The organism is Streptomyces sp. NPDC050658 (assembly GCF_044457025.1).
GTDB lineage: Bacteria > Actinomycetota > Actinomycetes > Streptomycetales > Streptomycetaceae > Streptomyces.
In genome coordinates, this window is record NZ_JBITGM010000013.1 from 52,328 (window position 1) to 77,725 (window position 25,398).

General features: G+C 72.7%; 25 protein-coding genes. 12 read left to right on the forward strand and 13 right to left on the reverse strand.

Annotation, left to right across the window (positions count from 1 at the left end; translation table 11 throughout):
- Window positions 1-10: 10 nt before the first annotated feature.
- From ACIBKX_RS34275 to ACIBKX_RS34285, 3 genes are all read right to left on the reverse strand, one after another.
- Window positions 11-787: an SDR family oxidoreductase gene (locus tag ACIBKX_RS34275; RefSeq protein WP_363274471.1), complete on the reverse strand. Its 777-nt coding sequence runs from the start codon at window positions 785-787 to the stop codon at window positions 11-13.
- Window positions 788-1,092: 305 nt separating this feature from the next.
- Window positions 1,093-2,547, reverse strand: a complete 1,455-nt coding sequence (locus ACIBKX_RS34280; protein ID WP_363274472.1) for an aldehyde dehydrogenase family protein — start codon at window positions 2,545-2,547, stop codon at window positions 1,093-1,095.
- Window positions 2,544-3,836: a M20 family metallopeptidase gene (locus tag ACIBKX_RS34285; protein WP_363274473.1), complete on the reverse strand. Its 1,293-nt coding sequence runs from the start codon at window positions 3,834-3,836 to the stop codon at window positions 2,544-2,546. The genes ACIBKX_RS34280 and ACIBKX_RS34285 overlap by 4 nt, the downstream gene beginning before the upstream one ends.
- Before the next feature lie 147 nt (window positions 3,837-3,983).
- Here ACIBKX_RS34285 and ACIBKX_RS34290 point away from each other — a divergent pair, with 147 nt between their 5' ends.
- Entirely contained in the window at window positions 3,984-4,760 is a 777-nt protein-coding gene (locus ACIBKX_RS34290; RefSeq protein ID WP_363274474.1) for a FadR/GntR family transcriptional regulator, read from the forward strand.
- Here ACIBKX_RS34290 and ACIBKX_RS34295 read toward each other — a convergent pair.
- Window positions 4,757-5,356 carry a MarR family transcriptional regulator gene (locus ACIBKX_RS34295; RefSeq protein WP_363274475.1) on the reverse strand — a complete coding sequence of 200 codons (600 nt, stop codon included), beginning with the start codon at window positions 5,354-5,356 and terminating at the stop codon, window positions 4,757-4,759. The genes ACIBKX_RS34290 and ACIBKX_RS34295 overlap by 4 nt on opposite strands.
- Window positions 5,353-7,014 (reverse strand): FUSC family protein, encoded by a 1,662-nt coding sequence (locus tag ACIBKX_RS34300; RefSeq protein WP_363274476.1) that lies wholly within the window; start codon window positions 7,012-7,014, stop codon window positions 5,353-5,355. The genes ACIBKX_RS34295 and ACIBKX_RS34300 overlap by 4 nt, the downstream gene beginning before the upstream one ends.
- Before the next feature lie 167 nt (window positions 7,015-7,181).
- On the opposite strand from ACIBKX_RS34300, the gene ACIBKX_RS34305 reads away from it, so the two are divergent.
- The 4 genes from ACIBKX_RS34305 to ACIBKX_RS34320 all read left to right on the forward strand — a co-directional run bounded on the left by ACIBKX_RS34305 (window position 7,182) and on the right by ACIBKX_RS34320 (window position 10,410).
- Window positions 7,182-7,742 (forward strand): DUF5134 domain-containing protein, encoded by a 561-nt coding sequence (locus ACIBKX_RS34305; RefSeq protein WP_363274477.1) that lies wholly within the window; start codon window positions 7,182-7,184, stop codon window positions 7,740-7,742.
- A 173-nt stretch (window positions 7,743-7,915) separates the two neighbouring features.
- Complete coding sequence (locus tag ACIBKX_RS34310) at window positions 7,916-8,851, forward strand: M56 family metallopeptidase (RefSeq protein ID WP_363274478.1); 936 nt, start codon at window positions 7,916-7,918, stop codon at window positions 8,849-8,851.
- A 60-nt stretch (window positions 8,852-8,911) separates the two neighbouring features.
- Window positions 8,912-9,610: a phosphatase PAP2 family protein gene (locus ACIBKX_RS34315; RefSeq protein WP_363274479.1), complete on the forward strand. Its 699-nt coding sequence runs from the start codon at window positions 8,912-8,914 to the stop codon at window positions 9,608-9,610.
- Window positions 9,611-9,708: 98 nt separating this feature from the next.
- Window positions 9,709-10,410, forward strand: a complete 702-nt coding sequence (locus tag ACIBKX_RS34320; protein WP_363274480.1) for an HAD-IA family hydrolase — start codon at window positions 9,709-9,711, stop codon at window positions 10,408-10,410.
- Between the two features lie 20 nt (window positions 10,411-10,430).
- Here ACIBKX_RS34320 and ACIBKX_RS34325 read toward each other — a convergent pair whose 3' ends face one another.
- Together ACIBKX_RS34325 and ACIBKX_RS34330 are read right to left on the reverse strand one after the other, a co-directional pair.
- The gene (locus tag ACIBKX_RS34325; protein ID WP_363274481.1) at window positions 10,431-10,856 is read right to left on the reverse strand and encodes a (4Fe-4S)-binding protein; all 426 of its coding nucleotides are present in this window, start codon (window positions 10,854-10,856) and stop codon (window positions 10,431-10,433) included.
- 71 nt (window positions 10,857-10,927) lie between these two features.
- Entirely contained in the window at window positions 10,928-11,173 is a 246-nt protein-coding gene (locus ACIBKX_RS34330; protein ID WP_363274482.1) for a DUF2630 family protein, read from the reverse strand.
- A gap of 192 nt (window positions 11,174-11,365) precedes the next feature.
- On the opposite strand from ACIBKX_RS34330, the gene ACIBKX_RS34335 reads away from it, so the two are divergent.
- Window positions 11,366-12,034, forward strand: coding sequence for a helix-turn-helix domain-containing protein (locus ACIBKX_RS34335; RefSeq protein ID WP_363274483.1), 669 nt, complete (start codon window positions 11,366-11,368; stop codon window positions 12,032-12,034).
- Here the strand turns inward: ACIBKX_RS34335 and ACIBKX_RS34340 are convergent.
- Window positions 12,022-13,524, reverse strand: coding sequence for a hypothetical protein (locus tag ACIBKX_RS34340; protein ID WP_363274485.1), 1,503 nt, complete (start codon window positions 13,522-13,524; stop codon window positions 12,022-12,024). The genes ACIBKX_RS34335 and ACIBKX_RS34340 overlap by 13 nt on opposite strands.
- A gap of 176 nt (window positions 13,525-13,700) precedes the next feature.
- On the opposite strand from ACIBKX_RS34340, the gene ACIBKX_RS34345 reads away from it, so the two are divergent.
- A complete protein-coding gene (locus ACIBKX_RS34345; RefSeq protein WP_399376857.1) occupies window positions 13,701-14,363 on the forward strand; it encodes a DUF305 domain-containing protein in 663 nt (220 codons plus the stop codon).
- A gap of 24 nt (window positions 14,364-14,387) precedes the next feature.
- Here ACIBKX_RS34345 and ACIBKX_RS34350 read toward each other — a convergent pair whose 3' ends face one another.
- Entirely contained in the window at window positions 14,388-14,858 is a 471-nt protein-coding gene (locus ACIBKX_RS34350; protein WP_399376859.1) for a DUF6214 family protein, read from the reverse strand.
- Window positions 14,859-15,012: 154 nt separating this feature from the next.
- Between ACIBKX_RS34350 and ACIBKX_RS34355 the strand changes: the two genes are divergently transcribed.
- Window positions 15,013-16,368: an FAD-dependent oxidoreductase gene (locus ACIBKX_RS34355; RefSeq protein ID WP_363274487.1), complete on the forward strand. Its 1,356-nt coding sequence runs from the start codon at window positions 15,013-15,015 to the stop codon at window positions 16,366-16,368.
- 21 nt (window positions 16,369-16,389) lie between these two features.
- Here the strand turns inward: ACIBKX_RS34355 and ACIBKX_RS34360 are convergent, their stop codons facing one another.
- Complete coding sequence (locus tag ACIBKX_RS34360) at window positions 16,390-16,758, reverse strand: helix-turn-helix transcriptional regulator (RefSeq protein WP_363274488.1); 369 nt, start codon at window positions 16,756-16,758, stop codon at window positions 16,390-16,392.
- Window positions 16,759-16,982: 224 nt separating this feature from the next.
- Between ACIBKX_RS34360 and ACIBKX_RS34365 the strand changes: the two genes are divergently transcribed.
- The gene (locus tag ACIBKX_RS34365; RefSeq protein ID WP_363274489.1) at window positions 16,983-18,065 is read left to right on the forward strand and encodes an NADH:flavin oxidoreductase/NADH oxidase; all 1,083 of its coding nucleotides are present in this window, start codon (window positions 16,983-16,985) and stop codon (window positions 18,063-18,065) included.
- Window positions 18,066-18,108: 43 nt separating this feature from the next.
- On the opposite strand, the gene ACIBKX_RS34370 is transcribed toward ACIBKX_RS34365, so the two are convergent.
- The gene (locus ACIBKX_RS34370) at window positions 18,109-18,426 is read right to left on the reverse strand and encodes a cupin (RefSeq protein WP_363274490.1); all 318 of its coding nucleotides are present in this window, start codon (window positions 18,424-18,426) and stop codon (window positions 18,109-18,111) included.
- A gap of 184 nt (window positions 18,427-18,610) precedes the next feature.
- Between ACIBKX_RS34370 and ACIBKX_RS34375 the strand changes: the two genes are divergently transcribed.
- The 3 genes from ACIBKX_RS34375 (at window position 18,611) to ACIBKX_RS34385 (ending at window position 22,679) form a co-directional block, all read left to right on the forward strand.
- Window positions 18,611-18,817 carry a hypothetical protein gene (locus ACIBKX_RS34375; protein ID WP_363274491.1) on the forward strand — a complete coding sequence of 69 codons (207 nt, stop codon included), beginning with the start codon at window positions 18,611-18,613 and terminating at the stop codon, window positions 18,815-18,817.
- Window positions 18,818-18,904: 87 nt separating this feature from the next.
- Window positions 18,905-21,808 carry an AAA family ATPase gene (locus tag ACIBKX_RS34380; protein WP_363274492.1) on the forward strand — a complete coding sequence of 968 codons (2,904 nt, stop codon included), beginning with the start codon at window positions 18,905-18,907 and terminating at the stop codon, window positions 21,806-21,808.
- 124 nt (window positions 21,809-21,932) lie between these two features.
- The gene (locus ACIBKX_RS34385; RefSeq protein WP_363274493.1) at window positions 21,933-22,679 is read left to right on the forward strand and encodes a BTAD domain-containing putative transcriptional regulator; all 747 of its coding nucleotides are present in this window, start codon (window positions 21,933-21,935) and stop codon (window positions 22,677-22,679) included.
- A 282-nt stretch (window positions 22,680-22,961) separates the two neighbouring features.
- Here the strand turns inward: ACIBKX_RS34385 and ACIBKX_RS34390 are convergent, their stop codons facing one another.
- A complete protein-coding gene (locus tag ACIBKX_RS34390) occupies window positions 22,962-24,347 on the reverse strand; it encodes a hypothetical protein (RefSeq protein WP_363274494.1) in 1,386 nt (461 codons plus the stop codon).
- The gene (locus ACIBKX_RS34395; RefSeq protein ID WP_363274495.1) at window positions 24,331-25,386 is read right to left on the reverse strand and encodes a hypothetical protein; all 1,056 of its coding nucleotides are present in this window, start codon (window positions 25,384-25,386) and stop codon (window positions 24,331-24,333) included. The genes ACIBKX_RS34390 and ACIBKX_RS34395 overlap by 17 nt, the downstream gene beginning before the upstream one ends.
- Between the last annotated feature and the right edge of the window lie 12 nt (window positions 25,387-25,398).

Genomic DNA, 25,398 nt, shown 5'->3' on the forward strand with positions numbered 1-25,398 from the left:
GCGTGCGTGGTCACACAGAGGGGTCGTAACGGCCGTCGACCGCCGTCCAGCCGCCGTCGACGGTCAGCACGCTGCCGGTGACGAAGGTGGACGCGTCCGAGACGAGATAGGCCACGGCCCCGGCGATCTCGTCGGCGCGGGCCCAGCGCTTGAGCGCGGAGGCCTGGGCGTAGGCATCGAACCATGCGGGGTCGGCGGCGATCTGGTCGGTGAGCGGAGTACGGACGACGCCGGGCGCGACCGCGTTGAAGCGCACGCCCTGCGGCCCCCATTCTGCGGCAGCGGTCCGCAGCAGCTGGACGAGGCCGGCCTTCGACGCGGCGTAGGGCCCCTGCCCCGGCTCCACCTGGAGGGCCCGCATCGAGGCGAACCCCACGACACTGCCGCGGCCCCGCTCGGCCATGCCGGGCGCCACGGTCTGGAGGAGCGTCAGATAGGACCGCAGATTCAGCGCGATGACCCGGTCGAAGTCCTCCAGGGTGTAGTCGGCGACACGCTTGCGGACGTTGGCCCCGACGGTGACGACCAGACCGTCCAGCGGTCCCCACTCGGCGCTCGCGGCGCGAACGGCCTCGGGATCGAGTACGTCCAGGGCGTACGGGACGGCCGCACCGGCGTCCCCCGCGAGCGCGGCCGTCCGCTCGGCCCCGGCCACGTCCCGGTCGGCGACGACGACGTGCGCGCCCTGGGCGACGAGCGCGCGAACGGACTCACGACCGATGCCGCTGCCACCACCGACGACGGCGACACGACGCCCGTCGAGCCTGAAGAGGTTGGCGTAATCCATGGGGTGGGGCCTTTCTCGGATGGGCGTGGGGCGGGTGGGCCCGGATGAAAGCGGGTGGGGGCGGGGCACGATGGGCTCGGGGCCGTGGGCACGGAGACCTTGGGCTTGGACGCCCACAGGCGCGGGCGCCACGGGCCCGGCGACGTCGCGCACAGGCAACGTGCGTTGCCCGGTGCAAGGGAGGTGCGGCGCGCGGGACACGCGGCGCCTGGGACTCCGGACCGACGGACCGTCAGGGCACCCGTGCCTCCCGGCGTGCTGACCTCAAGGCCCGCGCGGCGCGCGGGCCTCAGGGCGCGCGGGGCTCATGGGCGGATCACCGCCATCCGCGTCACCGTCAGTTCCTCCATCGCGAAGCGCGGGCCCTCGCGGCCGATGCCCGAGTCCTTTACGCCGCCGTACGGGGCGATGTCGCTGCGGTAGCCGGGGACCTCGTTCACGACGACGCCGCCGACCTCCAGGGACTCCACCGCACGCAGCGCGGACCGCAGGTCGCGGGTGTAGACGGCGGCGTGCAGGCCGTAGCGGCTCGCGTTGACCACGTCGTACGCGGTGTCGAGATCGGGTACGCGGCGCAGGCAGACGACCGGGCCGAAGATCTCCTCGTCCCAGGCGGGTTCGCCGTCCGGCACGTCGGCGAGCAGGGTCGGGACGAGGCACCGGCCGTCCGGCGCGCGCCCGCCTCCCGCCACCAGCCGGGCCCCGGCCGCCCGTGCCCGCTCGACCCAGTCGAGCACTCGCTCCGTCGCCGCCTCGTCGATGAGCGCCGAGACACGGGTGCCGGGCTCGCGCGGGTCGCCGACGACCACCTCGGGCACGCGCTCGGCCAGCTTCTTCTCGAACTCCTCAGCGACCGCGTCGACCACCACCACCCGCTGTACGGAGATGCAGGCCTGCCCCGACGCGTAGAAGCCGCCCCGCACCACCGCGTCGGCGGCGGCGTCCAGGTCGGCGTCCGGGGCGACCACGAGCGCGGCGTTGGAGCCGAGTTCGAGCACCACCTTGCGGGGCGCCGCGTCCCGCGCGATGCGGTGGCCGACGGCCGCGGACCCGGTGAAGGAGACCGCGGCGACCTCCGGATGCGTGGTGAGCGTCCGGCCGACCTCGGTGTCCCCCGTGACGAGTTGTACCGCCCCGGCGGGCGCACCCGCCGCGACGAGCCGCTCCCGTACGAGACGGACGAGCCGGAGCGTGGCGAGCGGTGTCGCGGGGGCCGGTTTGACGATCACGGGGCAGCCCGCGGCGAGCGCGGGGGCGATCTTGTGGGAGGCCAGCAGGAGCGGGTAGTTGAAGCCCGCGATGCCGACGACGACCCCGATCGGCCGCCGTGTCCAGAAGCCGAAGAGGCCTTCCCCGGCAGGATGCAGGTCCAACGGCACGGTCTCGCCGTGCAGTTGGGCCACCTCGTCGGCGGCGGACTGCCACGTCGCCACGGTCCGCCGCGCCTCGACCTCGCAGTCGACCCGCGGCTTTCCGGTCTCCAGGACGAGCAGGTCCACCAACTCCTGCTCGGTTTCGGCCAGTTCGACGGCGACCGAGGCGAGCACCTGGCGCCGCACCCCGGCGGTCAGCTTTCCGACCCGGCCGCGGATCGCCGTGGCGTGCTCGACCGCCCGCGCCGCGAGCGCCTCGTCGCCGACGGGCGCCGTGCCGATCTCACCGCCGTCGTACGGGAATCGCACGGCGCGGGCGGCGGGCGCGGCCACCCAGCCGTCGCCCACGGGCAATCCCTCGGGCAGTCCCACGGGGTACGTCGTCATCGCGCGCCCCCGGCGGACCCTTCGAGGAAGGCGCGGGCAGCGGAGGCGTACACCTGGGTGTACTCGACGATCTCGCACACCTCCACGAACTCGTCCTTCTGGTGGGCGATCCACTTGCCGCCCGGCCCGTACACGACCGTCGGCAGGCCCGCGTCGCGGGTGAGGATGGTGCCGTCCGTGGTGCCGGGCACGGCCCCGAAGGGCGGCGCGGAGCCGTGTACTTGGCGGTGGCCCGCGACGAGGGCGGTGACCACCGGGTGGTCCTCGGGGATCTCGATGGCGGGCCGGTCGTCGACGACGGCGAGATCGACGCCCACGCCCACCCGCGAGGCCGCCTCGACGGCGAACTCCTTGATCCTGTCGATGAGTTCGGCATGGTCGGTGCCGGGAATCGTCCGTACGTCGATGCCGACGACACCCCGCGCGGGGATGACGTTCAGCTGGTCCGGGTCGCCGCCGAGCAGCACCGTCGGCGTGACCGTGACGCTGCCCGCGTGCGGATGGGTGCCGTACCGCTCCTCGGCCCAGGACTGGACGCGGGCGAGGGCGTCGACGACGCGCGCGCCGGCGACGATGGGGCTCTTCGCCTCCTGCGGCATGGCGCCGTGCGCCATCACGCCGTTCAGGTCGAGGCGGAGCCGGATGCCGCCGCGGGCCGACGTGCAGACCTCGTACCCCTCGGGCTCGCAGACGATGACGCCGTCGACCTCGCGCGCCAGCGGGGTGGCCGCGAACGCCTTCGCACCGAGCATCAGGCCTTCCTCGTCGCACAGCACACCGACGACGATCCGGCCGGGGAAGGGACCGGCGAGCTGGAGCGCCCGTACGCCGTGGATCATCGCGGCGACCCCGGACTTCATGTCGGCCGAGCCGCGCCCCCACAGCTTCCCGTCGCGGATCTCGGCGCCGTACGGATCGACGCTCCAGTCCGCCGGGTCGCCTTCGGTGACGACGTCGATGTGCCCCTCGAACATCAGCGTCGGCCCGTCGCCGCCCCCGCCCTCGATGACGGCGACCGTGTTGGGCCGTCCCGGCGCGACCTCCACCACGTCGTACGTCCATCCGTACGCGTCGAAGAGCCGGGCGACGAGTTCGGCGGCGGGCCGCTCCACCTCGGTGGCGCCGGTCGCGTTGACGGTGCGCAGCCGGACCAGGTCCTGGGTGAAGGCGACGACGGCCTCGGCGTCGATCGCGGGAGCGGCCGTCGGAACAGAGGCAGAAGCAGAGGCAGAGGCAGAACTAGAGGGAGAGGTAGAGGTAGAGGTAGAGGTACGTGAGCTGGTTCGCATGCCACCTCCAAGTCGGTTGGCCACAAGGCCAGTCGACTGGTCAGACCAGTTGAGTTCCCGTACTCTGCCGCCACGTCCAGGGCCGGGTCAACCATCAGATCTTGGTTTCGCCGCGCCGACATCTTCTGCCGCGGAGGGGGCGGGCCGATGGCCGCCGACGACACCGACCTGTTCCGGCCGGTCACACCCGTGCGCGCCTATCAGCGGGTGGCCGAGCAGATAGAGGAGCGGATCGTCGCGGGCGATCTGCCGCCGGGCTCCCGGCTCCCGGCCGAGCGCGAACTGGTCAACCGGTTCGGCGTCGGCCGCTCGACCGTCCGCGAGGCGCTGCGGGTCCTGCAGTCTGCGGGCCTGATCCGCTCCCGCCCCGGCGACCCGCTGGGCGCGGAGGTCCTCGGTGTCTCCCCCGACAATCTCAGCCAGGCCCTGGCCCGGCTGACCCGCTCCAATGTGGCGTCGCTCGGCGAGCTGGTGCAGTTCCGCATGGTCCTCGACGCCGAGAGCAACCGGCTCGCGGCGCGGCTGCACGACGAGACGGATCTGGCCAGGATGCGGGAACAGATCACCCGCATGGAGTCGCTCAGCGGAGGCGCGGCGTCCCTGCACGCGTTCAGCGAGGCGGACGCGCTGTTCCACCGGGCGATCGCCGAGGCGAGCGGGAACTCGCTGCTCGGGCTGTGCGCTCGGGCCGTGCACGAGGCGGTGGTCGAGGTCATCGAGAAGAAGATCGCGGGTGAGTCGGACGCGGCGGCCTGGATGGAGCGGTCCATCGGCCACCATCGCGAGGTGCTGGCGGCGATCTCTGCGGGGGACGGTCCCCTTGCGGCGCGGCTGGGGCGCAGTGCGCTGCACGAGTATTACGCGGGGTTCGTGGAGCCGGAGAGTCGGGAGCTGCTGGCGGCGGCGGTGGAGGACGGCTGCTAGGCGCCGTCTGTCGTCTGCGGCTTCGTTGTGGCTGGGCGCGCAGTTCCTCGCGCCCCTACGGGGCCCGGCCCCGGCGTCAGCCCCAGGCGCCCCTCCAGCTGGGACAGCAATTCGCCCAGCAGCGCGCTCAGTTGACCCTGGTCATCCGCTTCAAGACCGCCCAGCACCACCGTCTCGTACGCCAGCTGATCCGGCAGGATCGAGTCGACGAGGTCACGCCCCGCGTCGGTCAGCGAGACATGGGAAACCCTGCGGTCGCGGCTGTCGGCGCGGCGGTCGACCAGTTCACGCTCCTGCAACTGCTTGAGCCGCTTGGTGACCGCCGCGCCCGAGGAGAAGGTTTCGCGGGCCAGTTCGCTCGGGGTCAGTTCGTGGCCGGTGCGGCGCAGCGCGCCCAGGAGGTCGAACTCGGGGCGGGTCAGGCCCACGCGGCGCAGCGGGGCGTCCTCGGCCTGCTGGAGGAGGGCCGCGCAGCGGTTGATGCGGCCGATGACCTCCATGGGCCCGGTGTCGATGTCGGGCCGCACCGTCTGCCACTGCCGCACCACCGCGGCGACGGTGTCACCCGTCGCGCCCGGTCCGCTCCCGTTCGTCATGCCTGTGCGCCCTCGCCGTTCCTCGTCGCCGTCACCGTTGCCGCGAGCGTACGGTGTCCGGCCTGCTCGGCGACGAGCACCCGCTGCTGGGGCAGGGCGCGCTGCCACCATTCGCCGGCGGCCGCGTCGTCGGCGGCCCGCAGGTCGACCAGGGCGGCGGTGAGGCGGCGGCGGGCCGGGCGCACCCCGTCTGGCGTGGGGGCGGCGAGCGCGCGCTCGGCGTGGGCGCGGGCGCGGTCCGTGGCGTCGATGGCCAGTTCGATGTGGTCGGCGGCACGGCGGTTGGTGACGACGATCGCGGCGACGATGCCGAGCAGCGCGCCGACCAGGGTGTCGACGATCCGGTCGAGGATCAGCTCGCCGGGTTCCTGGAAGCGGGCGAACTCGGTGACCAGGAGCGCCATCGGCGTCACGCACACGCTGCCCAGCCAGTAGTTGCGGGTGATCAGCGCCTCCGCGCCGAAGGCGAGCGCGAGGCAGCAGACGATGAGTTCGGCGTGGCCGAGGTGGGCGAAGGGCGCGATCGCGGCGAAGGCGAGTACGCCGACGAGGTTGCCGACGACGCGCTGCACTCCCCTGTTCCAGGTGAGCGTGACGTTGGCCTGGTAGAGCGAGGCGGCCGTGACGAGTGCCCAGTAGGGGCGGCCGACACCGAGGGCCAGCGAGGCGTATCCGGCGAGCGCGCAGCCGAGCGCGGTGCGCAGGGCGATGGGCAGCAGCGGCGATCCGGCGGTGAAGCAGCGCCGCAGCGGGTGCTTCGCGGCGGCCCTTTCGGCTTCCAGGCCGATGAGTTCCGCCTCCGCCTCGGGCCGTACGCCGTCGGGGTGCGGGACGGTTCCCGTGCCGCGAAGTCCGGCCGCCCAGGACCGCAGCAGGGCGGGGTCCGCCGCGTCGGGTGCCGCGAGGGCGTCCTCGGCCTGGATCACCAGGAGTTCGAGGGCGCGGCGCGGCCCGGTGCGGGTGCCGGTGGCGAGCAGCGACTGCCAGGCGGCGTGGATCGCGGCGGCCGCACCGGCGCGGGCCCGCTCCCGGCCGCCGCCGGTGGCTTCCGCGTAGCCGGCCGCGGCGCGCAGGGCGCGGGCGGTGGCCCGGCGCTCGGGGCCGTGCGGGCGCAGCGGGGCGGGCGCCATGCCGACCAGCCAGGCGACGGCGCCCGCGCCGAGGGTCAGCGCGAGGTGGCCGGGGATCTGCGCCAGGTGCTGCGGGGCGAACAGCGTGGCCGAGCTGATGAACGTGAAGATGAGGTGGCCGGGCGGGCCGACGCGGGTGGCGTCGCAGACCGCCTTCTGGGCGGCGGCCAGCAGCGCGCCGACGGCGACCAGGATCACCGCGGACGAGGTGAGCGCGGCGGTGAGCATCGCCGCGCCGACGCTCGCGAGCATGCCGGCCACGACCCAGGCCAGGGCGCGGGCCCGTGCGGCGTACGGAAGGTTGTGCGTGTAGAGGGCGCAGAACGATCCGGCCATCGTGTACATCACGAGGTCGAGGCGGCCGATGGCCAGGAGCGTCAGGTTCGGTATCGCGGAGGCGACGACGACGCTCGACGCGGGCTTGAACCAGATGTCCGAGGGCTTGGCCAGACGCAGCACACCGGCCAGGGGAAGCCGGCGGACGGGAGGGGAAGCGGGGCGGGACGGGGAGGGTGGTGTGCTGCTCATACCGAGAAGCTTAACAAGTGTTTTACCTAGAAAATATCCTGGATGCCACACTCCCCCTCCACGCCGCCCGCCCCCACTGCGCGCCCCACGTACCCCCGTGCGCTCGCATACGACTCCCCGCGCCCGGGCATCGACCCGACGACGGCGTCGATCGGGGGAGGTGCGCTGTGCACGGACCGGCGCAGGCCGGCTGGCTGCTCGTCGCGCTCTGCGCGGCGACCGGGTCCTACTGTCTGCTGCGGCTGCGCAGCCGGGTCGAGGAACAGCGCCGTACCGCGGGCGGCGAGGCGCTCATGGGGTTCGGGATGGCGGTGATGGCCGTGCCCGCCGCCGTACTGAGCCCGCCCCAGTGGGCCTGGTCCGCGTACGCGGTCGTGTTCGGCGCGGCGGCGCTGCGGGCACTCTGGGCGGCCCGGCGCGATCCGCACCATCTGCACCACCTGGTCGGCGCGGGCGCGATGGTCTACATGGCGGTGGCGATGGCGGCGACGCCCGCCGCGCACGCGGGGCACGGCGGCGGCGGTGGCGCGCCCGCCCTCACCGGGATGCTGCTGCTCTACTTCTCCGGATACGTGCTCTGGTCGGGGGTGCGGCTGCTGCCGGTCCGGACGCTCGCGACGGAGGGGGGCGGCGGCGCGGTCGTGGGGTGGGCGGACCGTACGGAGCTCGCGATGGTCTGCCGGCTTTCGATGGGCATCGCGATGGTGGCGATGCTGCTGACCCTCTGAGGGGCAGGTGACCCTCTGAGGGGCAGGTGGCTCTCTGCCCCTCCGAGGGGGCAGGTGACCCTCGGCTCGGCATGACCGGTGATCACCGGTCCAACCCCCGTGGGACCGTGGCGTGCGTCACTTGAGGCGATAGGCCATACCCTTCGGTAGCGCCTGGCTCATAGGCTGGACGCATGTTGCTCCCCGTTGCGCTGTTGCTGCTGGGCGCCCTCACCGCCGTCGTCGCCCCGCGCCTTCTCGCACGGGCCGACTGGCCGGAGCGCGAGCCGATCGTCGCGCTGTGGGCGTGGCAGTGCGTCGTGGCGGGTGTGCTCCTGTGCTGTGCCCTGTCGATGACCCTGAGTTCCGCCGCCGCGTGGCAGGCGGTGCGCGGCGGTCTCTTCGCCCCCGCGCCGAGCGATGTGGTGGAGGCGTACGCGCTCGGGGCGGGCGGCGCCTGGGCGCCCGCGACGGCCGTGGCGCTGGCCCTCGGCGGCGTGTGGACCGCGGCGATGCTGACGCGGGAGATCGCGCGGGCCCGCACCCGGCGCCGCAAGCGGCGGGTCGAACTCCTGCACCGCGCACCGCTGCTGCCCGGCGAGGAGCCCGGCGCCGACCGGCTCGTGGTCCTGGAGGGCGAGCGCCCCGACGCCTGGTGGCTGCCGGGTGCCGCACCCCAACTGGTCATCACCACCGCCGCGTTGCAGCGCCTGAAGGGACGTCAGCTGGACGCGGTGCTCGCCCATGAGCAGGGGCACGCACAGGCGCGGCACGACTGGCTGCTGCACTGCTCGGGCGCGCTGGCCGCCGGTTTCCCGCAGGTGCCGGTCTTCGCCGCGTTCCGCGACGAGATGCACCGGCTCGTGGAGCTGGCCGCCGACGACGTGGCGTCGCGCCGCTTCGGACGCCTCACGATCGCCCTCGCGCTGGTCGAACTCAACGAGGACCGGGGCGTGTTCGGCCCCTGCCCCACCCCGCAGGCGCATGTCCCGCAGCGCGTGCACCGGCTGCTCGCCGCCCGCCCGCGGCTCACCGCGGCCCGCAGGCTGCGCCTCACGGCCGCCGCCGCGCTGGTCCCGGTGGTGCCGCTGCTCGTGACGTTCGTGCCGGGGCTGCACGCGCTGGGGTAGCCGTACGGCGCACCCACCCCGGGATGGCCCCCGACGCCACCCGTCGGCGAGGATCACTCCATGCACCCCGCCGCGCCGCTCGCTCCGCCACCCCGACCGTCCCGTAACCCCGGCTCCCGCGCCGCACTCGTCGCGGCGCTCCTCTGCGTGCCGTCGGCCCTGCTGCTGCTCCTGGTGGAGCTGGAGTGGAGCCCGCTGATGGACCTGGACGGCGACATCGCGCGCACCACGCACCGCTGGGCCGTCGCGCACGACGGACTCACGCACGTCAGCCGTGTCCTGACCGACTGGGTGTGGGACCCGTGGACGATGCGCGCACTGTGCACCGTGACCGTGATCTGGCTCGCCTTCCGGGGGGCGTGGTGGCTCGCGCTGTGGCTCGCGGCGACGTGCGCGGTGGGCACCCTGGTGCAGCAGGGCCTGAAGGCGGCGGTCGACCGGCCGCGCCCGGTGTGGCCGGACCCGGTGGACTCGGCGCAGTACGCGGCCTTCCCCTCGGGCCACGCGATGACGGCGACGGTGGTCTGCGGACTGCTCCTCTGGCTCCTGCGTGTGTACGGCGTGGGCCCCCTCGCCTGGCGCACGGGCCTGACGGTCGCGACGGTCTCGGTGGTCGGCGTCGGCGTGACCCGCGTCTGGAACGGCGTCCACTGGCCGTCGGACGTCGTCGGCGGCTGGTTCCTGGGCGCGCTGATGGTGGCGGCGGCGGTGGCGACGTACGCGTACCGGCCGGGGGCGCGGGCGTCCGAAAGCACCTGAGGCCGGCCACGGCGGCGTACGCGCATCAAGACGCCCCCAACCCCCTTGAAGAAGCCCGCACTTGACCGTTCCTCCGTCGCTCCCGGAGGATCTTCACCATGACGATCAAGGGCGTCCTCTTCGACTTCTCCGGGACGCTGTTCCGTGTCGAGTCCACCGAGTCGTGGCTGCGCGCCGTGCTGCGCGAGGCCGGCATACCGGTCGACGGGGCGGAGGCCGTGCGGCTCTCCGGCGCGCTGGAGCGGGCGGGTGCGCTGCCCGGCGGGGCGAGCCCCGCCGTCGTACCCGAAGAGCTCACCGAGCTGTACGCAACGCGTGACGAGAGCCCCGAGCGGCACCGTGCCGCGTACACCGGTCTGTCCCGCCAGGTCGCGCTGCCCGATCCTGGGCTGCACGACGCCCTGTACGACCGCCATATGGCGCCGGAGGCGTGGCGTCCGTACACCGATGCCGCCGAGGTGCTCATCGGGCTGCGTGCGCGGGGCGTCCGCATCGGCGTGGTGAGCAACATCGGCTGGGATCCGCGTCCCGTCTTCCGCGCCCACGGCCTCGACGCCCATGTCGACGCGTACACCCTGTCGTACGAGCACGGCGTCCAGAAGCCGGACGCGCGCCTGTTCGCGCACGCCCTGAACGCGCTCGGGGTCGATCCCGCCGACGCGCTGATGGTCGGCGACGACCGGCACGCCGACGGCGGCGCCGCCGCGCTCGGCTGCGCCGTGCACTTCGTGGATCACCTGCCGGCGGACCTGCGGCCGGAGGGGCTGCGCCCGGTCCTCGATCTCGTCGACCAGGTCTGAGTGCCGGGCGGGTCCGTGGCTCAGGCATGTCCCCCGGACGCCCCGCAGGGTCCGGCGAGATCGCAGTACGGCTGGTTGCCGCTCGCGCCGCAGCCGCACAGCATGGCGCGCGTCTCGGGCACCGTCCCGCCGTCCGCCGCCGTGATCCGCAGATCGCCGCGGAGCACGAGCCGGCCGTCGGCGGTCCGCTCGACGGTGGTGGCGGTGGTCGAGCGCTCCGTCGTGCCGTCGACAAGTCGATATTGCAGTGCTCCGGACGGGCAGCGGCGCACGACCTCGGCGACCTCGTCCGCAGGGGCGGTGTCGGGGGAGATCCAGGGGCGGCGTCCGGTGTCGAAGACCTGCGGAAGGCCGCGGACGCACTCCGCGGCGTGCAGACACCGGCGCGCTTCGAAGGTGACGGTGATCAGCTCGCCCCGGTACGGCTTGCCTCGCTCGGCACCCATGCGGGCTCCTTCGCGTGCAGAACGTGGAGTACGTGCAGTACGGGCAGTACGTGGCGTACGGTGCGCGGGCCCTACGACTGGTAGCCCTCGACCTGGGCGGCGGACCGAACCCGCGCCTCGTTGGGATTCTCGCCGTACTCGGCCTTCGCGCGCCGCTGGCGCAACAGGTCCCAGCACTGGTCGAGCTCACGCTCCAGGACGGCGAGCCGCGCCCGTTCCGTGGCCTCGTCGATCGCTCCCGACGCAAGGGAGTCCCGCAGCGTCCGCTCGTCGTCGACCATCGACGCGATCCTGGACAGAATCTGCTCTTGATCCATCTCGGTACGCCTCCTCGGCCCCCCGGCCCACTGTAAGGAGGGTTCGGCCGATCGGCACCTGTGAGCAGGCAACACTCCCCCGCGGTGTTGCCTGCCCCAGGTCGCACCGGGCCATGAGACACCCACTGGGGGTCTTGGCCCGGGACGCGCTGAGTATATTGGCTCTGAGCCAGTCAACGCAGGAGTTACAGAATGTCCCCGCGTAGCGCATCGGTCAATGAAGAGTTGCGAAGGCGCTCAAGGGAGCGGCTCCTGCAGGCCACGGTGGAGCTGGTGGCCGAGCGGGGCTATGAGGCGACGACCCTGGCCGACATCGCGGACCGCGCCGGATCCGCCCGCGGCCTGGTGTCGTACTACTTCCCCGGCAAGCGTCAGCTGCTGCAGTCGGCGGTGCACCGGCTGATGCACCGCACCCTCCAGGCCGCGCTCGAACGCGAGCCGCGCACCACGGACGGGGACGAACTCCTGGCGCGCGCCATCGACGCGATCCTGGGCCTGGCCCAGGAGCAGCCCGTCCTGATGCGCACGCACATGGCGGGCATCCTGCAGGCCGAGGGCTTCGTGCGCTGCCCGGAGCAGCAGCGTCTCGCGGAGCTGTTGCGCGACACGGTCGTCCGCCATGGCTCGCTCGACGTGGACACCGACTATCCGCTGCTGCGCGCGCTCTTGATGGGCGCGGTCTTCGCGGTGCTGCTGCCGGGGGCGCCGATGCCGGCCTGCACGCTGCGGGCCGAGCTGTTCCAGCGGTACGGCCTTGACTGGGGGTCGGGGGTCCCGCCGGGCGATGAGCCGCCCGACGGGACACATGCGCGGGTCCTGGATCAGACCACGCAGGCGACGCGGTCCGCTCAGTCGAAGTAGTCCGGCTGGGTCTGGACGTTGAGCTCACGGAGCCGGACCCGCTCGGCGGGGTCGGTCCGCTTGTCGTCGATCTTCAGGACGTCGAAGCCCTTGGCCATGTCGTTGGAGTAGACGTAGCCGTTGTAGTAGTACGCCGACCAGGAGCCGCCGGTGACAAGCGTGTCGGCGCTGAGCGGGCCGCGCTCGAAGTAGCCGATCTCCTTCGGCTTCGAGGAGTCGGTGAAGTCCCAGACGGAGACGCCGCCCTGGTACCAGGCCTGCACCATCAGGTCCTTGCCCTTGACGGGGATCACGGAGCCGTTGTGGGCCACGCAGTTCTCCGTGGCGGCCTGGTGACGCGGGATCTTGAAGTAGCTCTTGAAGACCAGCTTGCGCTTGTCGCCCTTGCCGGTGATGTCGTAGATGCCGTCGGCGCCGCGGTTCGGACCGGTGGCCTCGTCACAGGTGGCCGCGCTGCCGCCGCCCAGCTCATCGGTGAAGACGACCTTGTTGGCTCCCTGGTTGAAGGTCGCCGAGTGCCAGAACGCGAAGTTGGTGTTGTCCTGGACCTGGTCGATGATCTTCGGGTTCTCCGGGTCCTTGATGGAGAACAGGATGCCGTCGCCCATGCAGGCGCCCGCCGCGAGGTCCTTGGAGGGCAGCACGGTGATGTCGTGGCAGCCGGTGGTCTTGGAGACACCCGGGTTGGTGGGTCCGCCCGGGTTGCCGCCGCCGTCGGGTCCGTCACCGGGGAAGAGCACCGGGAAGTTGACGACCGCCGCCTTCTGCGGGGCCTTGCGGGGCACCTTGATGACGGAGATGCCGTCGTGCGGCGGCCGGCAGTCCGGGAACGTCGCGCTCGGGGAGTACGAGGAGACGTACACGTAGACGTTCTTCTTCTCCGGCACCAGCGTGTGCGTGTGCGAGCCGCAGGCGGTCTCGACGGCCGAGACGTACTTCGGGTTGGCCTTGTCGCTGATGTCGAAGACCTTCATGCCCTCCCACGAGGACTTCTCGGTAGCGGGCTGCGTGGTGCTGTTGCAGGAGTTGTCGCTGCGCGAGGAGTCGGTGGAGAGGAAGAGCAGATTGCCCGAGACCGAGATGTCGTTCTGCGATCCGGGACAGAGGACCTGGGACACGGTCCGCGGCTTCTTCGGGTTGCTGATGTCGAAGATGCGGAAGCCGTCGTAGTTGCCCGCGAAGGCGTACTTCCCCTGGAAGGCGAGGTCGGAGTTGGTCCCCGGCAGCACGTCCTTGGGGATGTTGCCCAGGTGTTTGATGTTGTCTGAGTGCACGATCTCGTCGGGCGCCGGTATCTCGCCGCTCTTGATGGCCGCCTTCGCGTCGGCGGCATCGCTCTTCGACACACCCTTGGGCGCGGCGGGCGAGTCGCCCGGGTCGGGCGTCGCTCCGGCCGGCGCCGCGCTGAACAGGGCGGCGATCAGACCGAGCGCCGCCGCGCCGACGCCCAAGCGTCTGCGCCGTGTTCGGGAATTGCTCAACAGGGTCACTGCGTCCTCCCTAGTCGCCGTTCGCAGTTGAACGGTTCACGGACACCACGCAGTATCGTGCTCATCATGCACAGATCAACAGATGGCAACGCATCTGTAATGAAAGTTTTTGATCACCTGCGTGCGTAACCGTGCTAGGACGGTCCCAACTTCCCCGCACACCACAGGAGGCAGCCGTGCTCAACCGCCGTACGCCCGCCGCAACCGCGTTCCTCACGGCCGCCGTCATGGCCGCCGCCCTTGCGCTCGGTGCCTGTGACTCCGGATCCGACGACGGGTCAACTTCCGGGAAGAAGGCTGCTCCAGGGCCCTCCGTGATCGCTCCGGGCAAACCGGGCGAGACGGCGGCGACGATGTCCGCCGAGGACGCCGCCAAGCAGAGAACCGACGACGACTCGCCCAACTCGGCGGACTTCAGCTACGTACAGATGATGATCCCGCACCACGCGCAGGCCCTGAAGATGACCGAACTCGCCCCGAAGCGTGCCGAGTCGGCGAAGGTGAAGCGGCTCGCCGACCGCATCACGGCCGCGCAGCGCCCGGAGATCGGCGCCATGAAGGGGTGGCTGAAGAACAACGGCGGGGCGAAGAAGCAGCACGGGCACGACCACGGGACGATGCCCGGCATGGCGACGGAGACCCAGCTGAAGCAGTTGCGGGCCGCCAAGGGCAAGGCCTTCGACGAGCTGTTCCTGAAGCTGATGATCACTCACCACAACGGCGCGATCACCATGGCGACGGACGCGCTGTCCGAGGGCAACAACCTCCTCGTCGAGGAGATGGCGAACGACGTGATCGCCCAGCAGACGGCCGAGATCGGCAGGATGCAGAAGATGTGACGGGCCCGGCGGGCGCCGCCGCCGTCAGCGGCGGTTGTGGCGCGGGGACAGCAGGCCCGCGTCACGGGCGGCCGCGACGAGCCTGAGCGCCTTGCGCCTGCTGTGCCCGGTCGCGCGCATCACGGCGAGCACCGGGTCACGGCCCTCGCCCTGCGCCGCGCGGTAGGTCTCGGCCACCAGGCGGCGCCCGGCTCGGCCTCGCGGCCAGGAGGGGCGGGCGCGGCGGTGCGGGGCGGGCACCTCCGGCGTCGCGGGAGGCGCGGGAGGCATGGCGGGCGCGGCAGGTGCGGGAGCGTCCGGTGCGGGCGGCGGCCCCGAGGTCTGCACGTCGCCGATGGTGATCCGGCCCTCCGACACCACGGCGCGGGCGTCGACGACGGCCCCGTCACCGAAGGTCAGGCGGACCTGGAACCAGGGCGGCGCGGAGGGGCCGTCAGGGTCACCGGGGCCAGATCGAAAATGATCAGAAACGCCAAGAAAGCGACTCTCTAGCACAAACATAAGGTAGCCGTGCGATCTCATTAGGTCACGAACGGCGCGCTCGGCGGCGCCCGACCCCCGCGCGGTCGGCCCGGCATCTCCCCCTCCCCGCGGCGGAGTGCGATGCTGAAGTCATCTCCCGAGGCCGCCTCGCGGAAGGAGCACCGCCGTGCTGCAGGTAGCCGTCGTCGGTTCGGGCCCGAGCGGGGTGTACGCCGCGCAGACCCTTGTCCAGCAGGACCGGGTGCCCGACGTGCATGTCGACGTACTGGACCGGCTGCCCTGCCCGTACGGGCTCGTCCGCTACGGGGTCGCGCCCGACCACGAGAAGATCAAGTCCCTCCAGAACAATCTGCGCGCGGTCCTCGAGGACGACCGCGTCCGCTTCCTCGGCGGCGTCGAGATCGGTCCCGGCGCACTGCCGCCCGCCAGGCTGCTCGGCCTCTATCACGCGGTCGTCTACTGCGTGGGCGCCGCGGCCGACCGGCACCTCGGGGTGCCGGGCGAGGATCTGCCGGGGAGCCATTCGGCGACCGAGTTCGTGTCCTGGTACAGCGCGCATCCTGACGCGCGGGCGGACGGTTTCATCGGCGGCGTGGAGTCGGCCGTCGTCATCGGCGTCGGGAACGTGGCGGTCGACGTCGCCCGGATGCTGGCCCGCGGCGTGGCCGAGCTCCGGCCCACCGACATTCCGCAGGCGGCGCTCGGGGTGCTCGCCGAGAGCCGGGTGCGCGAGGTCCACATGGTGGGGCGGCGCGGCCCTTCGCAGGCCCGCTTCACCACCAAGGAGCTGCGCGAGCTTGGCTCGCTGCCGGACACCGAAGTGATCGTGGATCCGGCGGAGTTGGCGCTCGATCCCGCGTACGCCGATCCCATGGCGCTGCCCTCGCTGGTCCGCCGGAACCTGGAGGTCATGCGCGGCTGGGCGGAGCGTCCGCCGCGCGGGCTGCCCCGGCGCATCCGGCTCCGCTTCTACCTGCGCCCGGTGGCCGTGACGGAGGCGGCGGGGCGGGTCGGCGGGGTGCGGTTTGAGCGGACGCTGCCGGACGGACGGGGCGGCGTGACGGGTTCGGGGCGGTACGAGGAGATCGCGGGGCAGCTGGTGCTGCGCTCGGTCGGCTATCGCGGGGTGCCGATCGAGGGGCTGCCGTTCGACGCCGAGCGGGGCACGGTGCCGCACGCGGCGGGGCGGGTGCTGCGGAGCGGCGTCACGTCGCCCGGTGAGTACGTCGCGGGCTGGATCAAGCGCGGCCCGACCGGCGTCATCGGGACCAACCGCCCGTGCGCCAAGGAGACGGTGCTCTCGCTCCTGGACGACGCCCCCGATCTCGTACGCAGGAAGGTGCCCGCCGATCCGCTGCCCGCGCTCCGCGAGGCGGGCGTGCGCCCGGTCGAATGGTCGGGCTGGCAGGCGATCGAACGCGCGGAGGCGGAACTGGGTACGTCGCTGGGGCGCGGCCCGGTGAAGATCCCCGACTGGCCGGGGCTGCTCACGGCGGCGCGGGGCGAGTCCGGACCGGCGTAGACGAGCCCTTGGGGCGCCCGCTCAGGCGCCCGCGCCCAGTCGCGCCTCCTGCGTGGCCGCCGCGCGCAGGACGCTGTCCAGGAGGTCCGGGAAGAGGGCGTCCAGGTCCTCGCGGCGCAGCTCGTTCATCTTGGCCGTGCCGCGGTAGATCTGCAGGATCACTCCGCTCTCCCGGAGCACCCGGAAGTGGTGGGTGCTCGTGGACTTCGTGACCGGCAGCTCGAACTGCGAGCAGGAGAGGCCTCCGGTCACGGCGACGCCCTCGCCGGCCAGCTGCCGCACGATCCGCAGGCGCATGGGGTCCGACAGCGCGTGCAGCACGCCTTCGAGCCGGATCTCCCCGCGCTCGGGGTGATCAAGCGCTCGGCTGCTGGCTGCGGCGGTCGTCATGGCGGCTCCACTTCACGTCGTTCGTTCGGGCTGCACGTCGTTCGTTCGGCATTCACGTCGCTCGTTCGGGCTGCGCGTCGCTCGGGATTCGGTCGTCGCCCGCGTCGTCCTCACCGGCGGCCTCCATTGTACGAGGGACGTCGTAGTTTGACATCTGCCGTACTACGAGGATTATCGTACGAGCCACACCAGGAACCCCCTGGCCATCCAGAATGGAGTCCGCCGTGAGCGCGCTGTTCGAGCCTTACACCCTGCGATCGCTGACCATCCCGAACCGCGTGTGGATGGCGCCGATGTGCCAGTACTCGGCAGAGGTGTTCGGGCCGAACGCGGGCGTCGCGGGCGACTGGCACTTCGCCCACTACGCCGCCCGCGCCGCCGGCGGCACCGGCCTGATCCTGCTTGAGGCGAGCGCCGTCGCCCCCGAGGGCCGCATCTCCCCCGCCGACCTCGGCATCTGGAACGACACCCAGGTCGAGGCGCTGCGCCGGATCACCGGCTTCCTCAAGGCGCAGGGCACCGTCCCCGGCATCCAGCTGGCCCACGCGGGCCGCAAGGCGAGCACCGACCGGCCCTGGCGGGGTGGCGCGCCGATCGCGCCGGACGCGCCCGAGGGCTGGCAGCCGGTCGGGCCGAGCCCGGTGGCGTTCGACGAGCCGAACACGGTGCCCGCCGAGCTGACCGTCGATCAGATACAGGACGTGGTGGGGCAGTTCAGGGACGCCGCGCTGCGCGCCCTGGACGCGGGCTTCGAGGTCGTCGAAGTACACGGCGCGCACGGCTACTTGATCGGCGAGTTCCTCTCGCCGCACAGCAACCGGCGGATCGACGCGTACGGCGGCTCCTTCGCCGCCCGCACCCGCTTCGCGCTCGAAGTCGTCGACGCCGTACGGGCCGTGTGGCCCGAGGACAAGCCGCTGTTCTTCCGTATCTCGGCCACCGACTGGCTGGCGGAGAACGGCTGGACGCCGGACGACACCGTCCGCTTCGCCGCGCTCCTGAAGGACCACGGCGTCGATCTCCTCGACGTCTCCACCGGCGGCAACGCCGCGGGCGTCCGCATCCCGGTCGGCCCCGGCTACCAGGTCCCCTTCGCCGCCCGCGTGAAGAACGAGACGGGCCTGCCCGTCGCCGCCGTCGGCCTCATCACCGAGCCGGCCCAGGCCGAGAAGATCCTGGCCAACGGCGAGGCGGACGCGATCCTGCTCGGCCGCGAGCTGCTGCGCAACCCCTCCTTCGCCCGCCACGCGGCCAGGGAGCTGGGCGCCGACGTGCACGTGCCGGACCAGTACCTGCGCTCCGTCTGAGCGCTCCGTCCGAACCGGGCGGAACGGCCTCGGCCGCCGGACGTCAGACGCCGGTGACCGAGGTCAGCACCACCGCGGAGTCCTCCAGCGCGGTCAGCCCGTGCCGCTCGTGCGGGACGCAGGCGAACTCGCCGCCGGCCAGTTCGAGGTCACCGCCGGACGCCGTCACGCGCACCCGGCCGCGCAGCACGAAGAGCGTGGCGGCGACCGGCGCCTCGTGCTCGCCCAGTTCCGTCCCGGCGGTCAGCGCGATCACGCTCTGCCGCAGCGGCCCGTCCCGCACCAGAAGCTCCGCACTGCGCCCGTGCGGGGCCACGCGCGCCTTCGCCAGGTGATCGTCGACGACCGCGGTGAGATCCATGCCCCCAGTCTGGGCCCGCACCGGACGACCGGCGACCGCTGGCCGCGGCCGGCCCGCACCCCAGGGTCCTAGGACTGGGGTCATCCCCAGGTGACTCCCCGAAGCGCGCGGACTGCCGCGTTCCTAGCCTGGCGTTGTCGCGATGTGTCACGTTCAGGGCCAAGCTGGCCCCCGGGAGGGCGTTGTGCGCTACGTCATCGAGGTGTTCCGCTCCCCTGGGGGCGTGCACGGGAGCGTCGTGGACGAGGGCGGTACGGAAGAGGAGGCGGGCAGGCGTACGCCGTTTCACGGCTGGCTCGAACTGCTCGCGCTCCTCGAACCGCCGCCGGAGCTGTCCACGGAGTCCGCCGAGGCCTCCGCCGCGACGGATGAGGACTCCTGTGACGTGTGAGCCCGTCTGACGGGAACCTGCTCACCCAGAGTGGGCAATCAGCTTGTATCGAGAGCGGTTTCGGCATCATCGTGGACGTTCAGGGTCATGCGCCCGGCACGGTACGCCGTCACGGTCCGGGCGCCGTCCATGCCGGGTGTCGACGACGTGGGGGCGGTGATGACGTCCGGGAACACGCTGAACGGCCATGTCCACGCGCCGGCGCCGCACGCGGCGTTCGCCGGGCGTACCCGTGAACTCGCCGTGCTCCAGGAGGAGTTCCGGCAGGCGTGCGAGGGAATGCCGCGGCTTGTGCTGATCGAGGGGCCCGGCGGCATCGGCAAGACGGCGCTGGTCCGCCGCTTCCTGGACACCGCGGGCGACGCCTGTGTGCTGCAGGCGAGCGGCGAGGAGAACGAGAGCGCGCTGCCGTGCGGGGTGCTCGCCCAGTTCGTCGGGCAGAGCCCCATCCCGCTGCCGGACTGCCTGGGTTCCCTGGTCCGCGTCCCCCGCTCGGCGCCCGGCACGCTGCCGCCGCTCGCAGCCGGGTTCGGGCTGCTCGACCTGCTGAGCGAGCTGCAGGACAAGGGCCCGGTGATCCTGGTCCTCGACGACGCGCACTGGGCCGACTCCGCCTCCCTGAACGCCCTGACGTTCACGCTGCGGCGGCTGCGGGTCGACAAGGTCCTCGCGATCGTGACGGCGCGGGACTCCCAGGCACCCCAACTTCCGGACGGCATCCGCCGCCTGCTCACGGACGTACGCACCCGGCGGATCTCCCTCGACGGGCTCAGCCCGGACGAACTGGGCTCCCTCAGCGCCCAGTTGGGCTCCGAGCAACTGCCGCACTCCGCGACCGTGCGGCTGCACGACCACACGCACGGCAATCCGCTGCACGCCCGCGCCCTGCTAGACCAGGTGCCGCCACGTGTCCTTCGGGACGTCACCACACCGCTGCCCGCGCCCCGTTCATACGCGATGCTGGTGCTCGCCAATCTCGCGGAGTGCGGGTCCCAGGCGCAGCGCCTCGTCCAGGCGGTCAGCATCCTCGGCCTGTCCTGCCCGCTGAGTGTCGCCGCCGCGCTCGCACGGGTGCAGGCACCCCTGCCCGCGCTCGAACGGGCCGTCAGGGCAGGGCTGTTGCGCGAACTGCCCGCGGGCGCCGCCCCCGAGATCGCCTTCCCGCACCCCCTGGTGCACGCCGCCGTCTACCAGGACATCGGCCCCGCCCACCGGGCGGCCCTGCACAACCGTGCGGCGGCCCTGGTCGGCGACGACTATTCGAGCCTGCGGCACCGCGTGCTCGCCGCCACCGGACCCGACGAGCATCTCGCCGCCGCCCTGGCGGCCTGCGCCCGGCGGGAGGCCGCCACCGGGCAGTGGGCGGTGGCCGGCACCCATCTGCGGCACGCCTCGCGCGTCGCGACGACCGCCCTGGAGCGGGACCGGCTCGCCGTCGAGGCGGTCGAGGCGCTGCTGCTCGACGGCCGGGTGCACGAGTCGGCCGAACTCGCCGCGGGCCTCCCGGAGAGTTCCGATCCCGCCCTTCGCGGATACGTGCGCGGCTATGTGGCCCGCGTACAGGGCCGGATGGAGCAGGCCTGGACGCTGCTCGTCGACGCATGGAACCAGTGCGACCGGGAGAGCGATCCGTCGCTGGCCGCGCGGGCGGCCGAGCAGTTGAGCTACGCCGCCGTGATGCGCGGGCGCGCCGCCGAGGCCGCGCGCTGGGCCGAGCGCGCCCAGCGGCTCTCCACGCTCCAGGGCCCGAGCCGGATGCTGCGCTTCAACCACCTCCTCGCGCTGGGCCTGAGCGGCTCCGCCAAGAAGGGCATCGAACTGGCCGGCGAGCTGCCCGATCCGCTGCTGGTGCCGCCCGCGAGCATCGATCTGCTGCTGGCGCGCGGCCAGTTGCGGCTCTGGTCGGACGATCTGCGCAGCGCACGCTCGGATCTGCTCGGGGCCGTGGCCAGCTGCCGCAGGGGCACCGTGCCGCTGCGGCTGCTCTCGGCGTCCGCGCTCGCCCAGACCCTGCACCGGCTCGGCGACTGGGACGAGGCGCTGATCCACGCGGAGGCGTCCGCGTCGATCGCCGACGACACCGATCAGTCGTGGCTGAAGCCGGTCACGCACGCCATCGCCTGCTGGATCCTGTCGGCGCGCGGCGCGTGGGACCGGGCGTCGGCCCATCTGCGGCTGGCCCTCGACGCGCCCGGCTGCGACGAGAGCGCGCTGGCGTTCGCCTACGCGGCATCCGCGCACGGCCGCTTCGCCGAGTCCCGCTCGGAGCCGGAGCGGGTCGTGGAGGCGCTGCGGCCGCTGCTCGCGTTCGCCTCCCACGATGGGGTCACCGAACCGGGCGTGGTGGCCTGGCGCGAGCTGCTCGTCGACGCGCTGATCCAGCTCGGCGAGTTCGACGAGGCGGAGGCCGTGCTGCGGCCGTACGAGGAACTCGCGGCGGCCCGTGGGCGGCACTCGGCGCTCGCGGCGGCGGCGCGGGTGCGCGGCAACCTGCACGCGGCGCGCCGCGAGACGGACCGCGCGCAGGCCTCCTTCCTGCGCGCGCACGACCAGGCGGCGCAGGTGCCGGCGCCCTTCGGCCGGGCCCGCGTCGAGCTGGACCACGGGTCGTTCCTGCGCCGCATCGGCCGCCGCTCGGTCGCCGTGGAGCAGCTGCACGCCGCGTACACCACGATGCGCGAACTGGACGCCGTACCCTATCTGGCGCGCTGCGAGCGGGAGTTGGACGCCTGCGGGCGGGCCGCGCCGCCGCGCGCAGCGCAGGAACCTGCGGAGTCCGATTCGGTCGCCGAGGGGCTCACCCCGCAGGAGCTGGCCGTCGCGCGGCTCGCCTCGCAGGGCCTGACCAACCGGCAGATCGCCACCGCGCTCGCGCTGAGCGTCAAGACGATCGAGTACCACCTGGGGCACACGTACACGAAGCTCGGCATCAACTCCCGGATCGGGCTCGTGAGTCACTTCGCACCACAGGGGCAGCGCGCGTCGTCGTAGCGCCCTCGGTAAGGGGTGCCGCACACCGGGGTTTTCCCTGGGCGGTTCCCCGAGGCACCCCTGCCCACCCCCGGCGTAAGTTCGATCCAGATCAGGGGCGATCGGTTCAACTGGGGGTACACAGATGGCTGTCACGGAATGTCCGGCGGTGTGCGACGACGCACCTCCGGCGCTGCGGCTGCGGTTGCTGGGAGGGTTCCGGCTCGGCCGCGCCGAGCGCCGGGGGTTCGCGCCGGTCGACGTCACCGCCAGCGGGCAGCAGCTGATCGCCCTGCTCGCGCTGCGCGGCCCGGCGACCCGGTCGTCGCTGGCGGGGACGTTGTGGCCGGACGTCACCGAGGAGCGGGCGCGGGCCTGTCTGCGGACCGCCATCTGGCGTCTGAACGGGGCGAGTTCGGTCATCTTCGACGCGCGGTCGGGGCTGCTCGCCCTGGCCGAGCGCGTCCGGGTGGACGTCGAGGACTTCACCGTCACGGCACGCCACATACTCGCGGCCCCGGCCGAGGGAACCGGGGCCGCGTGCACCTCCCTGCTCACCATGGGGGAGCTGCTGCCCGGCTGGCACCAGGACTGGGTGGTGTTCGAGCGGGAGCGGCTGCACCAGCTGCGGCTGCACGCCCTGGAGGCGCTGTCGGCGCGGCTCGTCGACCAGGAGCAGTACGCTCCCGCGCTCGAGGCCGCGCTGGAGAGCACCCGGATCGACCCGCTGCGCGAGAGCGCGCACCGCGCGGTCGTGAAGGTGCACCTCGCGGAGAACAACCTGGCGGAGGCGGTACGGCACTTCAAGGCCTTCCGCGGGCTGCTCCGCAGGGAGCTGGGCATCGAACCGTCGGGGCAGTTCTTCACGATGGTGCGGCACGCGCTGTCGTGAGGAGCCGCCCCGGTCGCCGTCGGCCCGCCGGTCCGTGTGCGCTCGGGGGTGCACGGGCCGCGGGCGTGACGTCGCGGTGACACCGGTGTGATGCGCGGTCCCGGAAGCTGGAACCACCCGCCCACGCACGGACACGGGGGTGCCGTGCGCGGCAGCGGGACCGCGGGGGAATGCCGTCGGCCGGGACATCCTCGTCCCGGCCGACGGCCTTCCCCTGTTCCCCCGGTTCCCCCTTTCCATTTCCCCCGTTCCCCCGTTTCCCCCGTCTCGTGGCGCGCCGACTCACTCCCCCCGCGGGCGCCTGAGCTCCTCGATCGCCTTGTCGACCGCCTTGTGGGGCAGTCCGGTCCTGCGGCAGAGGTCCTTCGCGTCCAGGCCGTCCAGTACGTCGTCGACGGTCCTGTCCTCCAGGTTCGCGATGTCGTGTACGTACTGGCGCACCCGCTCGACCGGCGCGGTGCCCCCGGAACGCCCCGCCCCTCCGGTGTCCCCCGGCACCATCGGGGCGAGGCCGCCGCGTGCCGCGGCCGCGGGCCGGCGCTCCTGCTCCAGCCAGGTCGTCCACACCCCTCGCCCGACCAGGTGCTCGGCCACGCTCTCCGCCGGTGAACCGTCCAGGAGGACGTTCGGGTCGACGGAGTCCGCCTTGAGCAGCAGCCGGCAGGACGCGGCGAGCATTGGCGGAGATGCGACCGGCGCCACCGGTTCGCCGATCCGGGTGGCCAGGGCCGCGATGTCGGGATGGCGCGGGGCGTCGTCCATCAGGTTCCCCACCAGCCTGCCGATCCGGTCCAGGTCGGGCGCCGGGTGCAGCAGCAGGGCGTGGGCGCCGACGATGCCCAGGAACGGGTTGAGGCTCTTGGCGTCGAGGAGTTCGACCAGCTGCCGGGTCGACACCAGGTCGATGCCCTGCCGCAGTCCGGAGAGCGCGGCCTCCAGGGCGAGCCCCGCCGTGCGGTCCGTGGACTGCCAGCCGGCGCCCGGGCGCACCATCTGGACGGAGGCGAACTGCGGCTGCGGGCCCTGCGGTCCGTTGCTCACGAACACCAGGGTGGTCCACCCGTCGAGCACGTGCAGCGCCTGTGCGAGGGGCAGCCCGTCGGCGGGCGGCCTGCGGGTGCGCAACCGGTACCCGCCGGGCGGCAGTTCACAGCTCCACGCCGACCACTCCTCGCCGCCGGACGGCTCCCAGCCGCCGGCGCCGCCGTCCACGGGTGCGCCGTTCTCGCCGGCCACCTCCAGGGCGTACGGATCGAGCTGCCAGCCCCGGCGCAGATTGCGGATCAGGACCATCAGGGTGGGCGTTCCGTCGCCGTACGTGGTGCGGGTGCTCCAGCGCTGGGCCGCCGCGCGGTGGTCCTCGCGGGTGGTCGGGGTGCCTTCGACGGGGGTGGGCGTGGGCATGCGGGGCAGCGCCAGCCGTTCGGTGAACGGTTCGGTGCCGACCTCGACGAGCCTGCTGTCCACCTCGCCGCCGAACCGCTGCTCGATGCGGTAGATGCCCGGCGGCAGCTCGGTGTCGATGGTGCCCATCGCGTGGGCCACCTCGCGGAACGCGGAGTCCGTGACGGTCACGAGGACCGACGGGGTGTCCGGGATGACGACGAACGGAACGCGGGCTTCTACCCTCCCCTGGGAGTGCCGCCGGAACTCAGAGCTGGACACCATTGCCACCGCCTGTCACTACCTCGAAGAATCCGCCGTCCCGGAAGTCCGCCGCGCTCACACTCTCCGGAGTGGCACGGTAGAGGCCGGGCTTGAGCTTCTCGACGCACTCGGCCGCCTCGACGTGCAGCCTGAGTGGTGGTTCGCCGGGGTCGCCGCCGCGCAGCTGCACCCAGCCCCGGAAGCCGTCCGGGAAGCGCAGCGTGACGGCGTCCCCCGGGCTCGCCAGACCCTGCGTGAAGATCATCGGCGTGCTGCTGCCCCGGATGAACCGCGCCTGCTGCGGGACCAGGGCGGCCTGGGTGCGGGCCCGCACCGAGGGCCCGACGAACTCCGCGAGACTGTCGGAGGTGACCGTGCCCTCCGGGGTGGGCTTCGCCCCGCGCAGCCCTTCCAGGATCGCGGTGGTGAAGTGGCCCCTGGCCCGGTCGCGGTCGGGGCTCTGCTCCTCGTAGGCGGGATCGCCGAGCGAGGTCGCGAAGCCGACGAAGTAGTCGACGTCCTCGGGCGCCTCGGTGTTGCCGGTGAAGGGCGGTGCGAAGGCCTCGACGCCGCTGAACCGGGTGCGGCAGCAGTCGGCGAGGAAGACCACCTCGTGGAACGGGGACGCCGACTCGTACCAGTTCAGGTACTGGCGCACCGCGATGTGATTGCCCATCAGGTCCCGTGCGGCGTTCGCCATCAGGAGGGCCGCGTCGCTGTTGTTGGACGGCGAGAAGCCGTGCCCCGCCAGGAAGACGTAGAGCCGGGTGTCCCGCCAGGCCTCGGGCCGGTCCCTGGTCGCCTCCATGACCGCTCTGTGTGACCGGAAGAGCGCCTTGTCGACGTTCTCCCTGGTCGGTACGGCGCACAGGAAGTCGTCGGTGAGTTCGTCCTCCTTGGTGGCCGTCACCAGATGGACGTTGGCCTCGGGCACGGCTCCGCCCTGGGGGTCGACGAGCCAGTCGCGGAACCGGCCCGCGTCCCCCCGCGCCCCCTGCAGATCACCGATGGCCGGGTACCGGTTGATGCCGACGACCACGGCGTAGTGCAGGTCGTTCATGCCTCTCTCCCC